Annotated in this window: 11 protein-coding genes; 10 read left to right on the forward strand and 1 reads right to left on the reverse strand. The window is 35.9% G+C overall.

Going from position 1 to position 14640, the window contains the following annotated elements; all coding sequences use genetic code 11:
- From P8M54_RS13455 to queG, 10 genes are all read left to right on the forward strand, one after another.
- Positions 1–935 (forward strand): cytochrome c3 family protein (locus P8M54_RS13455; RefSeq protein ID WP_300288460.1); only part of this gene is annotated, 935 nt, incomplete at its 5' end.
- A gap of 32 nt (positions 936–967) precedes the next feature.
- Complete coding sequence (locus P8M54_RS13460; RefSeq protein WP_300288461.1) at positions 968–4012, forward strand: TAT-variant-translocated molybdopterin oxidoreductase; 3045 nt, start codon at positions 968–970, stop codon at positions 4010–4012.
- 29 nt (positions 4013–4041) lie between these two features.
- Positions 4042–5445, forward strand: a complete 1404-nt coding sequence (gene nrfD / locus P8M54_RS13465) for an NrfD/PsrC family molybdoenzyme membrane anchor subunit (protein WP_300288462.1) — start codon at positions 4042–4044, stop codon at positions 5443–5445.
- The gene (locus tag P8M54_RS13470) at positions 5438–5962 is read left to right on the forward strand and encodes a DUF3341 domain-containing protein (protein WP_300288463.1); all 525 of its coding nucleotides are present in this window, start codon (positions 5438–5440) and stop codon (positions 5960–5962) included. Before nrfD ends, P8M54_RS13470 begins: the two co-directional genes overlap by 8 nt.
- 7 nt (positions 5963–5969) lie before the next feature.
- Positions 5970–6515, forward strand: coding sequence for a cytochrome c (locus tag P8M54_RS13475; RefSeq protein ID WP_300288465.1), 546 nt, complete (start codon positions 5970–5972; stop codon positions 6513–6515).
- A 27-nt stretch (positions 6516–6542) separates the two neighbouring features.
- Positions 6543–7946, forward strand: a complete 1404-nt coding sequence (locus P8M54_RS13480) for a quinol:cytochrome C oxidoreductase (protein WP_300288467.1) — start codon at positions 6543–6545, stop codon at positions 7944–7946.
- A 19-nt stretch (positions 7947–7965) separates the two neighbouring features.
- On the forward strand, positions 7966–9123 hold the full coding sequence (locus P8M54_RS13485) for a cytochrome c oxidase subunit II (protein WP_300288468.1): 1158 nt from the start codon (positions 7966–7968) through the stop codon (positions 9121–9123).
- 29 nt (positions 9124–9152) lie between these two features.
- Positions 9153–10949 (forward strand): cbb3-type cytochrome c oxidase subunit I, encoded by a 1797-nt coding sequence (locus tag P8M54_RS13490; protein ID WP_300288469.1) that lies wholly within the window; start codon positions 9153–9155, stop codon positions 10947–10949.
- An 81-nt stretch (positions 10950–11030) separates the two neighbouring features.
- Complete coding sequence (gene ruvB, locus P8M54_RS13495) at positions 11031–12053, forward strand: Holliday junction branch migration DNA helicase RuvB (RefSeq protein WP_300288470.1); 1023 nt, start codon at positions 11031–11033, stop codon at positions 12051–12053.
- Between the two features lie 98 nt (positions 12054–12151).
- The gene (gene queG, locus P8M54_RS13500; RefSeq protein WP_300288472.1) at positions 12152–13078 is read left to right on the forward strand and encodes a tRNA epoxyqueuosine(34) reductase QueG; all 927 of its coding nucleotides are present in this window, start codon (positions 12152–12154) and stop codon (positions 13076–13078) included.
- Between the two features lie 2 nt (positions 13079–13080).
- Here queG and P8M54_RS13505 read toward each other — a convergent pair whose 3' ends face one another.
- The gene (locus P8M54_RS13505; protein WP_300288471.1) at positions 13081–14109 is read right to left on the reverse strand and encodes a LacI family DNA-binding transcriptional regulator; all 1029 of its coding nucleotides are present in this window, start codon (positions 14107–14109) and stop codon (positions 13081–13083) included.
- Between the last annotated feature and the right edge of the window lie 531 nt (positions 14110–14640).

The following is a 14640-nucleotide window of genomic DNA, read 5'->3' on the forward strand; positions in this document are numbered from 1 at the left end:
ATAATATTATTGCTTATACTTCTGAGCCAAAAGCGGAGGTTGCTGCTCCTGCTCCGAGTGAACCTGGTAATCCTGTAGCAAATCAAGATGGTGGTATGTCTAACAACATTATATTAGGAGCTTTGGTTCTTGTTATGGCGATGTTAGTTGTGATGCTGTTTTTGGTAAATAATGTGTTGAAAAAAGTTGCCAAAGCAAATGGTATTGAGGTTGCTCCTAAAGCAGCGACTACTCCAATTTGGAAAGCTTTTATCAAAAACCAATTTTTGGTTTTAGTAACTGTTATTTTCTTGCTATTGTCAAGTGCTTACTTCGTGTACGGGTTTTTAATGCAAGTAGGTGTTGATGAAGGGTACGAGCCAATTCAACCTATTCATTATTCACACAGAATTCACGCAGGAGACAATGAGATCAACTGTAAGTATTGCCACTCTTCTGCTAGAGTTAGTAAGCATTCGGGTATACCTTCTTTAAACGTTTGTATGAACTGTCATAAAAACATTGCAGAGGTTGCGGAATCTACAGCTACTCCAGAGTATAGCAAAGCTTTCTATGATGAGCAAATTCAAAAATTATACAAAGCGGTAGGTTGGGATCAAGCTACGCAAACTTATACAGGTAAAACGGAACCAGTGAAATGGGTTCGTATTCATAACTTGCCTGATTTTGTTTACTTCAACCACGCGCAACACGTTACCGTTGCAGGTATTGAATGTCAAACTTGTCATGGACCAGTAGAAACTTATGAAATCCAAAAACAATTTGCTCCTTTAACAATGGGATGGTGTATTAACTGTCACAGAAAAACAGAAGTGAAGATGGAAGGTAATGAGTATTACACCAAGATTCATGAAGAGCTTTCTAAGAAGTATGGAGTTGATAAGTTGACTGCTGCTCAAATGGGAGGTTTAGAATGTGGTAAGTGCCACTATTAATCAAATTATTAAGATTTTAATATTTATATACAATGTCATCAAACAAAAAATACTGGAAAAGTGTTGAGGAACTAGAGAATGGTTCTATTGTTGAGGCGCTTAGAAATAACGAGTTTGTTGAAGCTATTCCTACTGATGAATTTTTAGGAAATAGTGACTCAATGTCTTCAACTTCAAGACGTGATTTTCTAAAGTACGTTGGATTTAGTACAGCTGCGGCAACGCTTGCGGCTTGTGAGGGTCCTGTAAACAAGTCGATCCCTTACGTTTTGCAACCAGAACAAATCATTCCTGGAGTAGCTGATTATTATGCTACTTCTGTTTTTGATGGATTTGATTTTGCAAATCTTTTAATTAAGACACGTGAAGGGCGTCCTATTAAAGTAGATAATAATACAATAGCAGGTGCTAAGTTTTCAGCAAATGCTAGAGTTCATGCTTCGATATTGTCATTGTATGACAACATGAGATTGAAGTCACCTAAAATTGGTGGTAAAGAGGCTTCATGGGCTTCAGTTGATGCTAAATTAAAATCTAGTATTGCTGATGCAAAAGCTAAAGGTGGGCAAGTAGTGTTGTTGACAAATACTTTAGCGAGTCCATCTACTGAAAAATTAATTGCTGATTTTATCGGTGCTAATCCTAATGCTAAGCACGTTGTTTATGACGCTGTTTCTTCTTCGGAAGCTTTAGATGCATTTGAGATGGTGTATGGTGAAAGAGCTTTGGTTGATTATGATTTCTCTAAAGCTGCTTTGATTGTTTCTGTTGGTGCAGATTTCTTAGGAGACTGGCAAGGTGGAGGGTATGACTCTGGTTATGCTCAAGGAAGAATTCCTAAAAACCGTAAAATGTCTCGTCATTTTCAATTAGAAGCAAACATGACTTTGTCTGGTGCTGCTGCTGATAAGCGTGTAGCGATGTCTACTGCTGATCAAAAACAAGCATTAGTACATATATATAATATTGTAACTGGTTCATCAGTTGCAGTGAGTTTAGATGCTAAATTTAAGCCAGAGGTAACTAAAGCGGCTCAGCAATTGAAAGCTGCTGGTGCAGATGGTGTTTTAGTTTCAGGTTTACAAGATAAAAATGCACAGTTATTAGTAATCGCTATTAATCAAGCATTAGGTAGTCAGGCATATTCTACTGCTGGAGCTAGATTAATTCGCAAAGGTTCTAACGAAAAAGTAGCACAGTTAATCGCTGATATGAAAGCAGGTACTGTTCATACTTTATTGATGAGTGGTGTTAACCCTGTTTACACTTTAGCAGATTCAATGGCATTTGTTGAAGGATTGAAAAAAGTTACAACTTCGGTAGCAATGTCTTTGAGAGAAGATGAAACTGCTTTATTGACTACGGTTGCAGCTCCAGTTCCACATTATTTAGAATCTTGGGGTGATTTAACCTTAACTAAAGGTACCTACAGCTTAACTCAGCCTACAATCCGTCCGTTGTTTGATACAAAGCAACTGCAAGATGTATTGATGTCATTAAACGGTATGACAGGTACTTATTACGATTATTTAAAAGCAGTTTCTGCTTCATTTATAGCTGGTTCATCATGGAATAAAGTGTTGCATGATGGTGTTTATACTAGTGAAACGGGTGCTTTAAGCGGTTCAGCTGATTATGCAACTGCAGCTAATACATTAGCTCGTTCTAAGAAACTGGATAACTTTGAGTTAGTATTGTATACCAAAACCGGAATGGGTGATGGACAACAAGCGAATAACCCATGGTTACAAGAGTTTCCAGATCCAATTACAAGAGTATCATGGGATAACTATTTAACTATTTCTAATGCTGATGCAAAAGAGCTAGGAATTACGAATGAAATTGTTGCTAATGGTGGTCTAAACGGAAGTTATGCTACTGTTACAAGCAAAGATGGAGTGAAGTTAGAGAATGTTCCTGTAATTGTTCAACCTGGTCAGGCGATAGGTACTGTTGGATTGGCTTTAGGTTATGGTCGTAAAGCGGCTTTAAAAGAAGAAATGCAAGTAGGTTTAAATGCTTACGCTTTTTATAAAGGATTTAATGATATTCAATCAGTTGTGATTGAGAAAGCCGGTGGTGAGCATGAATTTGCTTGTGTTCAAGGTCAAAAGACTTTGATGGGTAGAGGTGATATCATTAAAGAAACTACATTAGAAATTTTCAATACCGAAGATGCTAAAGTTTGGAATGAAGTGCCAATGGTATCTTTAGATCATTCTGAAGTAGAATCAACTAAGGTTGATTTATGGGAATCATTTGATCGTTCTGTAGGGCATCATTTTAATCTTTCGATAGATTTGAATGCATGTACAGGATGTGGTGCATGTGTAATAGCTTGTCACGCTGAGAATAATGTACCTGTTGTTGGTAAGGCTGAAGTTAGAAGAAGCCGCGATATGCACTGGTTGCGTATTGACAGGTATTATTCATCTGAATCTACTTTTGAAGGAGATAACGAAAGAAAAGAAAATATTGCAGGTTTAAGTGATTCATTGTCTACATTTAATGAGATGGAGAAAGCAGGAGATAATCCTCAGGTTTCTTTCCAACCAGTAATGTGTCAGCATTGTAATCATGCTCCGTGTGAAACAGTATGTCCAGTGGCTGCGACTTCTCATGGTAGACAAGGTCAAAATCAAATGGCATACAATAGATGTGTTGGTACTCGTTACTGTGCAAACAACTGTCCTTATAAAGTACGTCGTTTCAACTGGTTCTTGTATAACAAAAATAGCGAGTTTGATTATCACATGAATGATGATTTAGGTCGTATGGTACTTAATCCAGATGTAAACGTTCGTTCACGTGGAGTTATGGAGAAATGTTCAATGTGTATTCAAATGACACAAGCGACTATCTTAAACGCTAAGAAAGAAGGAAGAGAAGTGATCGAAGGAGAATTTCAAACTGCTTGTTCTAATGCTTGTTCTAATGGAGCAATGACTTTTGGTGATGTAAATGTGAAAGAAAGTCCAATAGCGAAATTAGTAGCTGACGACAGAATGTATCATTTATTAGAGCACGTAGGAACTAAGCCTAATGTGATCTATCATGTTAAAGTTAGAAACACTTAAGAAATAATTTAAAATCAATATAAAGGAATATGTCTCATATATACGACTCTAGTATTAGAAAGCCTTTAGTTATAGGTGATAAAACATATCATGATGTAACAGTAGATGTGGCTGCGCCTGTCGAAGGTAAAGCAAACAAACATTGGTGGATTGTATTTTCAATCGCACTTACTGCATTCCTTTGGGGATTAGGATGTATTGTATACACTGTATCTACAGGAATTGGAACTTGGGGATTAAACAAAACTGTTGGATGGGCTTGGGATATCACCAACTTCGTTTGGTGGGTTGGTATCGGTCACGCAGGAACATTGATCTCTGCTGTACTTTTATTGTTCCGTCAACGATGGAGAATGGCAATTAACCGTTCTGCGGAGGCGATGACCATTTTCTCTGTAATTCAAGCAGGATTGTTTCCAATCATTCACATGGGTCGTCCATGGTTAGCGTACTGGGTTTTACCAATACCAAATCAGTTCGGTTCTCTTTGGGTGAATTTTAACTCGCCTTTATTATGGGATGTGTTCGCGATTTCAACGTACCTTTCTGTATCACTTGTTTTCTGGTGGACTGGTTTATTACCTGATTTTGCTATGCTAAGAGATAGAGCAATTACTCCTTTTAACAAAAGAATATATTCGATCTTAAGTTTTGGATGGAGTGGTCGTGCTAAAGATTGGCAACGTTTTGAGGAAGTTTCATTGGTTCTTGCAGGTTTAGCAACTCCACTTGTACTTTCTGTACACACGATTGTATCTATGGACTTTGCAACTTCGGTTATTCCTGGATGGCATACTACCATCTTCCCTCCATACTTTGTTGCTGGAGCAGTTTTCTCTGGTTTTGCGATGGTAAACACCTTGCTTATTATCATGAGAAAAGTATCAAACCTTGAAGCTTACATTACTTTACAGCATATAGAATTAATGAACATTGTAATCATGATTACGGGTTCTATCGTAGGTGTCGCTTACATCACTGAGTTATTTATCGCTTGGTATTCAGGTGTAGAGTATGAGCAATACGCTTTCTTGAACAGAGCTACTGGACCTTACTGGTGGGCTTATTGGTCAATGATGACTTGTAATGTATTCTCACCACAATTCATGTGGTTCAAAAAATTGAGAACAAGTATTATGTTTTCGTTTATCATATCTATCGTAGTAAACATTGGTATGTGGTTTGAAAGATTTGTAATTATTGTTACTTCGTTACATAGAGATTACCTTCCATCATCTTGGACTATGTTTTCACCAACATTTGTAGATATTGGAATTTTCATAGGAACAATTGGTTTCTTCTTTGTATTGTTCTTATTGTATGCTAGAACTTTCCCTGTAATTGCTCAGGCAGAGGTTAAGACAATACTTAAGGCAACTGGAGATAATTTTATTAGAGAAAGAGCAGCAAATAAAGATTCACATCATGAGTAATAAAGTAATTTACGCCATTTATAATGACGATGATATATTGATGGATGCGGTAAAAAAAACCAGAGCAGCTCATCATCATATTGAAGATGTTTTTACACCTTTCCCAGTACACGGGTTAGATAAAGCAATGGGATTAGCACCAACAAGATTAGCAATATGTGCTTTTTTATATGGTTGTGTGGGTATCACTGTGGCAACAACAATGATGAATTTTATCATGATTCAAGATTGGCCTCAAGATATTGGTGGAAAGCCTAGTTTTAGTTATATTGAAAACATGCCTGCATTCGTGCCAATTATGTTTGAAATGACTGTTTTCTTTGCAGCTCACTTAATGGTTATTACTTTTTATATGAGAAGTAAATTGTGGCCGTTTAAACAAGCAGAGAATCCTGATGTTAGAACTACTGATGATCATTTCTTAATGGAAGTAGCCGTTAACGATAATGAAGAAGAGTTAGTTTCTTTTTTCCAAAGTACGGGAGCTGTAGAAGTTAAAGTAATAGAAAAGAATTAATTTAGATATGAAAAGGGTATATAAAATAACACTTTTATTTGGCATTTCGCTGCTAGCAGCTTCTTGTCATAATAACAAAGCACCAAATTATCAATACTTTCCTAATATGTATGAATCCGTAGGGTATGAAACATATGCAGAGTCAAGTGCTTTTAAAGATGGTAAAGAAGGACAACTTCCTGCTGCAGGTTCTATCAATAGAGGTTTTGAACCTTTTGAGTATGAAAATACAACTGCGGGTTATGAGTTAGCGAAAGCTAATTTGAAATCTCCGATTGATTCATTAGATAGAAATAATGGAAAAGGGAAAGAGCTATACGAAATTTACTGTATTAGCTGCCATGGTGCTGCTGGTAATGGTAAAGGAAAGTTAGTTGAAAGAGAAAAATTCCTAGGTGTTCCTAGCTACAAAGATAGAGTAATCACTGAAGGTAGTATTTACTTTGTCGTGACTTATGGTTTAAATTCAATGGGTTCTCATGCCAACCAAGTTAGTTCTCACGAACGTTGGTTAATTGCGGACTATGTTCTTAAACTAAAAAGCCAATTATAATTGTTGAACAAACTGATCGTAATAGATATGTATACATTTTCAAGTAAATTAAAAACTTTGTCTTTCATCTTAATGGCTCTTGGAGTCTTAGGAATAGGTTATGGTTTTTGGAATGCTCCTAAAGATATTCAAGCAGTGGAGCAAATCTTAGCTGCGGATAGCCACGGTGGTCATGCTGCGGTGGAAAGCCACGGCGAAAGCACTGCGCACGAAGCAACTTCAGCTCACGAGGAAGTTAAAGGACACGAAGGAACAACTGAAGCACATGCAGAGAAAGCTGCTGTAGCTGGTGAACATCATGATGCCAAAGAGGTAAAAGAACATGAGAAGCATTTAACGCATGTTTTACATCAATTACAAAACAAGCCATGGGCTGCTTTGTATGTTGCTTGTATCTTTTTCATGCTGATCTCATTAGGTGTTTTGGCCTTTTATGGTATTCAACAAGTAGCACAAGCTGGTTGGTCTCCAGTATTATTTAGAGTAATGCAAGGTATTACGGCTTACTTACCAGTAGGTTCAATCATATTTTTTATAATTTTATTATTATGTGGTTTTCATTTTAATCACCTTTTCGTTTGGTTAGATCCTGAGGTTGTTGCTGAAGATAAATTAATACAGGCTAAAGCAGGATATTTGAACTTTCCGTTTTGGATTGCTAGGGCTGCGGTATTCCTTTTAGGTTGGAATTACTACCGTTATAAATCAGTACAAAACGATTTAGCTCAAGATGAGTCAAATGATAATTCATTTTATAAAAAGAACTTTAAATTAACAGCTGGATTTTTAGTATTCTTTATCGTTACGGAATCAATTATGTCTTGGGACTGGATTATGTCTGTAGATCCACACTGGTTTAGTACTTTATTTGGATGGTACGTTTTTGCAAGTTTCTTTGTAAGTGCAATTACTACTATAGCTTTGGTTACTTTATACCTAAAAGGAAAAGGTTTCTTAGAATATGTTAATACAAGTCATATTCATGATTTAGCAAAATTCATGTTTGGTTTCTCTGTATTCTGGACGTACTTATGGTTCTCACAATTTATGTTGATCTGGTATGCAAATATTCCTGAAGAGATTACCTATTTCATCACAAGAATCGAAGTTTACAATTTGCCTTTCTTTGGAGCGGTAGTTATGAATTTTGTATTCCCATTGTTAATTCTTATCAATACAGATTTTAAAAGAATTACTTGGGTTTTAGTGATGGCAGGAGTTGTTATCTTAGCAGGTCATTATATTGATTTCTTCAATATGATTATGCCAGGTACAGTTGGTGACCAATGGTTTATCGGTGTTCCTGAGATTGCTTCAGTTCTTTTCTTCCTTGGTTTATTTATATATGTTGTATTTAGTGCATTAACGAAGAACCCTTTGTTAGCGAAAAGAAATCCATACATTGAAGAGAGTAAACATTTTCATTATTAATATTTAAAGAAAAAAACAGATGACAAGTTTGTTGGTAATTATAGTTTTAGTTTTATTAGCTGTTGCTTTGTGGCAATTGACTAAGATATTTGATCTTACTCAAGTAGGATTAAATTCTGATAGCACGCAAGTAGCTAATGATAATGATAATAATGTTCAAGGGTATTTAATGTTTGGTTTCCTAGCATTTATCTATATATTTTCTATATATGGTTTATTTACATGGGGTCCTCTAGTTTTGCACACACCAGCTTCTGAGCATGGTTCAGATGTTGATAATTTAATGAACATTACTTGGGTTTTAATCTTTATTGTTCAAGCGATTACTCAGGTTTTATTACATTATTTTGCATTTAAATATCGTGGTAAACAAGGACAAAAAGCACTTTACTTTGCTGATAACAATAAATTAGAAGCTATTTGGAGTTTAATTCCGGCAGTAGTTTTGGCGGGTCTAATTTTGTATGGTTTGTACGCTTGGACTAACATTATGTTCGTTGATGAAGATGAAGATACTGTTGTAATTGAGTTGTACGCACAGCAATTTAAATGGACTGCTCGAATTGCAGGAGAAGATAATGTATTAGGAAAAGCGAATGTAAGATACATTGAGGGTGTTAACGTTCTTGGGGTTGATTTAGCGGATCCGTATGCTCAAGATGATATTGTAGTTTCGGAGTTACACATCCCAAAAGGTAAAAAGATACTTTTCAAGATGAGATCTCAAGATGTGCTACACTCTGCGTACATGCCTTATTTTAGAGCACAAATGAACTGTGTTCCTGGAATGGTTACTCAGTTTGCTTTTACTCCAATTTATACTACTGATGAGTACAGAGAGCTACCTTATATGGTAGAGAAAGTGGCTAACATTAATCAGTTGCGTGCTAAAAAGAGTATTGATCTAATCGCCAAAGGTGAAGCAGGTCTTGATCCTTACACATTTGATTACTTATTGCTTTGTAATAAAATTTGTGGAGCATCACACTATAACATGCAAATGAAAATTGTAGTTGATACGCCAGAAGATTATAAAAAATGGTTGCTAAATCAAGCTAATTTAATCACTCAAGTTAAAACTGCTGCTGCAGAGCCTGCTGCAGAAGGAGCTCCTACAAGTGGTGATAGTACCAAAGTTAGCGATACAGCAGCTGTTTCTAAAATGGCTATGAAATAATTATTTAAGAAAATTTAAAGTATACATATATGTCAGCAGAAGGTCACGATCACGGACACGATCACGAACACGAACATCATCATAAAGACACATTCATTACTAAATACATATTTAGTCTTGATCACAAAATGATTGCGAAACAATATCTTATTACAGGTATTTTTATGGGAATCATTGGTGTAGGATTGTCTATGCTTTTTAGAATGCAATTGGCTTGGCCAGAGCAATCTTTTAAAATATTTAATGTATTGTTGGGGGATAAGTTTGCTCCTGAAGGAGTTATGGCTAACGATATATATTTAGCCTTAGTCACCATACACGGAACCATAATGGTGTTCTTTGTATTGACCGCCGCCTTAAGTGGGACTTTCAGTAACTTGCTTATACCACTCCAAATTGGAGCCCGAGATATGGCCTCTGGATTTATGAACATGATTTCCTATTGGTTGTTTTTCATATCCAGTGTTATAATGATAAGCTCGTTATTCGTTGAGGCAGGTCCGGCTTCATCTGGATGGACTATTTATCCTCCTTTGAGTGCATTACCGCAGGCTATCCCAGGTTCAGGAATGGGTATGACATTATGGTTAGTTTCCATGGCTATATTCATTGCTTCGTCTCTGATGGGTTCTTTGAACTATATCGTAACGGTAATTAACTTAAGAACAAAGGGAATGTCTATGACTAGATTACCTTTGACAATTTGGGCATTTTTTGTTACTGCAATTATTGGTGTAGTATCATTTCCAGTATTGTTGTCTGCTGCTTTGTTATTGATCTTTGACAGAAGTTTTGGAACATCATTCTTCTTATCTGATATTTATATTGCTGGTGAAGTTTTACATTACCAAGGTGGATCTCCAGTACTTTTCGAACACTTATTCTGGTTCTTGGGTCACCCTGAAGTTTATATTGTATTATTGCCTGCATTAGGTATTACATCTGAGGTAATTGCTACTAACTCTCGTAAACCAATCTTTGGATACAGAGCCATGATTATGTCGATTCTTGCAATTGCATTTTTATCAACTATCGTTTGGGGTCACCACATGTTTATTTCAGGTATGAATCCATTTTTAGGATCTGTATTTACGTTTACGACTTTGTTGATTGCGATTCCATCTGCAGTTAAAGCATTTAACTATATCACGACATTGTGGAAAGGTAACTTGCAATTGAACCCAGCTATGTTGTTTTCAATTGGTTTAGTTTCTACTTTTATCACGGGTGGTCTTACTGGAATTATTCTTGGAGATAGTACACTTGATATCAACGTTCACGATACGTATTTCGTAGTAGCTCACTTTCACTTGGTGATGGGTATCTCTGCATTGTACGGAATGTTTGCTGGTATTTACCACTGGTTTCCAAAAATGTTTGGTAGAATGCTAAACAAAAATTTAGGATATGTTCACTTTTGGGTAACGGCAATCTGTGCTTATGGTGTATTTTTCCCAATGCACTTTATTGGATTAGCTGGTTTACCTAGACGTTACTATACAAACACTAACTTTCCATTATTTGATGATTTACAAAATGTAAATGTTCTTATTACGATGTTTGCTTTAGTTGGTGGTGCGTTCCAATTGGTTTTCTTATACAATTTCTTTAGTAGTATTTTCTACGGTAAGAAAGCGGTTCAGAACCCATGGAGATCTAACACCTTAGAATGGACTACTCCAGTAGAACATATCCACGGTAACTGGCCAGGAGAGATTCCTGAAGTTCACAGATGGCCTTATGATTATTCTAATCCAGGCCATGATGAGGATTTTGTACCACAAACGGTACCAATGAAACCAGGAGAAGAAGTATTACATCATTAATATTCTTATAAAACTATATAATGCCTTTCTATAATAGAAAGGCATTTTTATTTAGTTCAAACTTTATTATATCTTTGTTAGATGAATGAAAATTTAGACCCAACAACAAGCGGCTACGGTTCCGAGGAATTTGATCTTGAAAAAAAGTTAAGACCATTATCTTTTGATGATTTCGCGGGTCAGGACCAGGTGCTGGAAAATTTAAAAATTTTCGTAGCTGCAGCCAATCAGAGAAATGAAGCTTTAGATCATACACTTTTTCATGGTCCTCCAGGTCTTGGGAAAACTACATTAGCCAATATTCTTGCTAACGAGTTGGAGGTTGGAATAAAAATTACTTCTGGTCCAGTATTGGACAAACCAGGGGACTTGGCAGGTCTACTTACTAATTTAGAGGAACGTGACGTGCTTTTTATCGACGAGATTCATAGATTGAGTCCTATTGTTGAAGAATATTTATATTCAGCAATGGAGGACTTTAAAATTGATATTATGATTGAATCGGGTCCTAATGCAAGGACCGTTCAAATTAATTTGAATCCTTTCACGCTAATTGGAGCTACAACTCGGTCGGGATTGCTTACCGCACCAATGCGTGCTCGTTTTGGTATTTCATCGCGTTTACAATATTATACAACGGAGTTACTAACAACTATAGTTGAACGAAGTGCATCCATACTTAAAATGCCTATTTCATACGAAGCCGCTCTAGAAATAGCGGGCCGAAGCAGGGGAACACCTCGAATTGCGAATGCGTTACTACGTCGCGTTAGAGATTTTGCACAAATTAAGGGGAATGGTACCATTGACATAGAAATCGCCAAATATGCTTTAAAGGCGTTAAATGTTGATGCCTTTGGTTTGGATGAAATGGACAACAAAATATTAAATACCATTATTGATAAGTTCAAAGGTGGTCCGGTTGGGCTCTCTACCTTAGCTACTGCTGTTTCAGAAAGTAGCGAAACAATTGAGGAAGTCTATGAGCCTTTTCTTATTCAAGAGGGTTTCATTATGCGCACACCTAGAGGTAGGGAAGTGACGGATAAGGCCTATAAGCATTTGGGAAAACTCAAAATTAATGTTCAAGGTGGTTTGTTTTAGTAAGGAGCTTATTCCTGCTCTACGCTGTATCTTTTATTTTGAACACCAAAATAAAAGGATGCCGCTGCGATCAGGGCTATGGAAAGGAGGAAACTTTTATGGTTGATTCCAGAGCTACTTTTTATTCGAATTTTATTAAAGAAGAAGCAAAGCGCCTTGGTTTTTTATCTTGTGGAATTGCTAAAGCTGAATTTTTAGAAGCTGATGCACCACGGTTAGAAAGCTGGTTATCCAAAAATCAAAATGGTCAAATGAGTTATATGGAGAACCATTTTGACTTGCGTTTAAACCCAACCTTATTAGTCGATGGTGCTAAAAGTGTTATTTCGCTGCTATTAAATTACTACCCAAATGAAATGCAGGTTGCTGACACCTATAAAATAGCTAAATATGCTTATGGGACTGATTACCATTTTGTAATTAAAGACAAATTAAAAGAATTACTTTTTTCTATGCAATCCACCATTGGTGCCGTCTCCGGTCGAGCTTTCGTAGATTCTGCTCCAGTTTTAGACAAAGCATGGGCTGCCAAAAGTGGGCTAGGATGGATTGGTAAAAATTCGAATTTGATTACACAAAAAGTAGGCTCTTTTTATTTTATTGCTGAGCTAATAGTAGACATTGAATTAGCTTACGACCATCCTACAACTGACCATTGCGGCTCTTGTACAGCCTGCATCGATGCTTGTCCAACTGATGCCATAGTTGCACCTTATGTTGTTGATGGTAGTAAATGTATTTCTTATTTTACAATCGAATTAAAAGAAAGTATTCCGGAATCAATGAAAGGGACTTTTAACGATTGGGCATTTGGTTGTGATATATGTCAAGACGTCTGCCCTTGGAATAAATTTTCGAAAGGTCATAGTGAACCCTTATTTAATCCTAAGCCTGAAATGTTAGCAATGAGTAAGAAAGACTGGGAAGAAATCACCGAAGAAACTTTTAAGGTAGTTTATAAAAATAGTGCATTACAAAGAACGAAATTCAAAGGGGTAAAACGCAATATCGATTTCCTAAAATAGTGCTACTTTTTTTTTAAAGATGATTCACGAACAATAACAGCGGTATTTAATTCTATAGTTCTGGGAGTAAAAGGAATGCCCTCTTTGTGACAATTCATTTCTTCTAATAATAAATTAAAGGATTCTTTTCCCATCTCGTGGCTTGGTTGATCAATAGTGCTTAATTTAGGTGTTAGCACCTGAGACATAAACCAGTTACTAAAGCCTATCACTGCAATTTGTTCTGGTATCTTGATTTGATTGTCATTTAAGTAGGATAAAACTCCAACAGCAACTAAATCAGTAACGGCAAAAATACCATCAGCATCAGGATGTTCTTCAATAATTCTTTTGGTATAGTCCACTCCCTCTTGAAAGGTTACATCTTCGCACGTATAAACAAGAGCGGGATCGAACGGAATATTGTTTTTTTCTAATGCTTTTTTGTACCCAATGAATCGATCAACTGAATTTTGTGGATTAAGAGGACCTCTAATATGAGCAATTTTTGTACATCCATTATCGATAAGATGCTGTACTGCACTAAAAGCAGCATGTTGGTCATTAATAATTACTTTAGAGCATTTGCTAAGTTTTGAAATTTTGTCAAACATAACAAATGGAATGTTACGATTGATGATTTCTTTGATATGATCATCATTGTTGGATTCGTTAGACAAAGAAATTAAAATGCCATCCACTCTTTTATTGATTAAGAGTTCCACTTGTTTTTTCTCTAGTGCTAAAGACTCATTAGATTGTAAAATGATTACTAAATAACCGTTTTTTTCAGCTTCATCAATTATGGCATTGATGATATTCGAGAAGAAATGGTGCATAACCTCCGGAATTATTAAACCAATAGTTTTCGACTCTTTAGTTCGTAGGTTAACTGCAAAACTGTTGGGCGTGTAGTGTAATTCTTGGGCTAATTCAATAACTGCTTTTTTAGTTTTATAACTTACATCAGGGTAGTTTTTTAACGCTTTCGATACGGTAGTAATAGAAATACCTAATTTAGATGCTATTTCTTTAAGCGTGATATCTTTCATGAATTACAAGGCTAATGGTTAAATTTTAGACTACGTTAATTTACTAGCTTTAGTAGCCTTTTATTATAAATCGGTTCTAAACGGACCAACTGTTTTTACGAACACAAGATATTGAATTTTCTGTTATGATTTGAACAAGCGTTCGAAATCCAGGATAATTATGGATTATCTAGACATCTAGTAGTTTTTGATAAAGGTAAGCCAAATTTAACTATCCAAATTCTGTGTTTGAGGCATATAATGCAATTCGATGTTACTTATTTCTAAAATAATTTGAAAGTGACCAAGTAACTTTTAGCTGGATAGCGCAGTATTACAGAAAAAAATCTGCTTTTTATCTTAAAACTAGCTTGAAGCAGTAATATTATAAGAAGCAGATTTACAGAATCTAACACTAATTATTGGTTGATTAGTCCTTTACGATTTCAACAATAGTAGCTTGGTACGGTAATAGAATTGCTGAACTGGAAAGCGTTTTTTCGTTATAGTTGTCTAATAGAATTTTTGTTTTGTCTAATTTGAAACCTAAAT

It is taken from the genome of Flavobacterium sp., from assembly GCF_029242675.1.
Lineage (GTDB): Bacteria > Bacteroidota > Bacteroidia > Flavobacteriales > Flavobacteriaceae > Flavobacterium.

Bases quoted from the DNA above. Each gene is read 5' to 3' on its own strand.
- P8M54_RS13490 (WP_300288469.1), top strand. From the start codon at position 9,153: ATGTCAGCAGAAGGTCACGATCACGGACACGATCACGAACACGAACAT.
- P8M54_RS13485 (WP_300288468.1), top strand. From the start codon at position 7,966: ATGACAAGTTTGTTGGTAATTATAGTTTTAGTTTTATTAGCTGTTGCT.
- ruvB (WP_300288470.1), top strand. From the start codon at position 11,031: ATGAATGAAAATTTAGACCCAACAACAAGCGGCTACGGTTCCGAGGAA.
- nrfD (WP_300288462.1), top strand. From the start codon at position 4,042: ATGTCTCATATATACGACTCTAGTATTAGAAAGCCTTTAGTTATAGGT.
- P8M54_RS13470 (WP_300288463.1), top strand. From the start codon at position 5,438: ATGAGTAATAAAGTAATTTACGCCATTTATAATGACGATGATATATTG.
- queG (WP_300288472.1), top strand. From the start codon at position 12,152: ATGGTTGATTCCAGAGCTACTTTTTATTCGAATTTTATTAAAGAAGAA.
- P8M54_RS13505 (WP_300288471.1), bottom strand. From the start codon at position 14,109: ATGAAAGATATCACGCTTAAAGAAATAGCATCTAAATTAGGTATTTCT.
- P8M54_RS13480 (WP_300288467.1), top strand. From the start codon at position 6,543: ATGTATACATTTTCAAGTAAATTAAAAACTTTGTCTTTCATCTTAATG.
- P8M54_RS13460 (WP_300288461.1), top strand. From the start codon at position 968: ATGTCATCAAACAAAAAATACTGGAAAAGTGTTGAGGAACTAGAGAAT.
- P8M54_RS13475 (WP_300288465.1), top strand. From the start codon at position 5,970: ATGAAAAGGGTATATAAAATAACACTTTTATTTGGCATTTCGCTGCTA.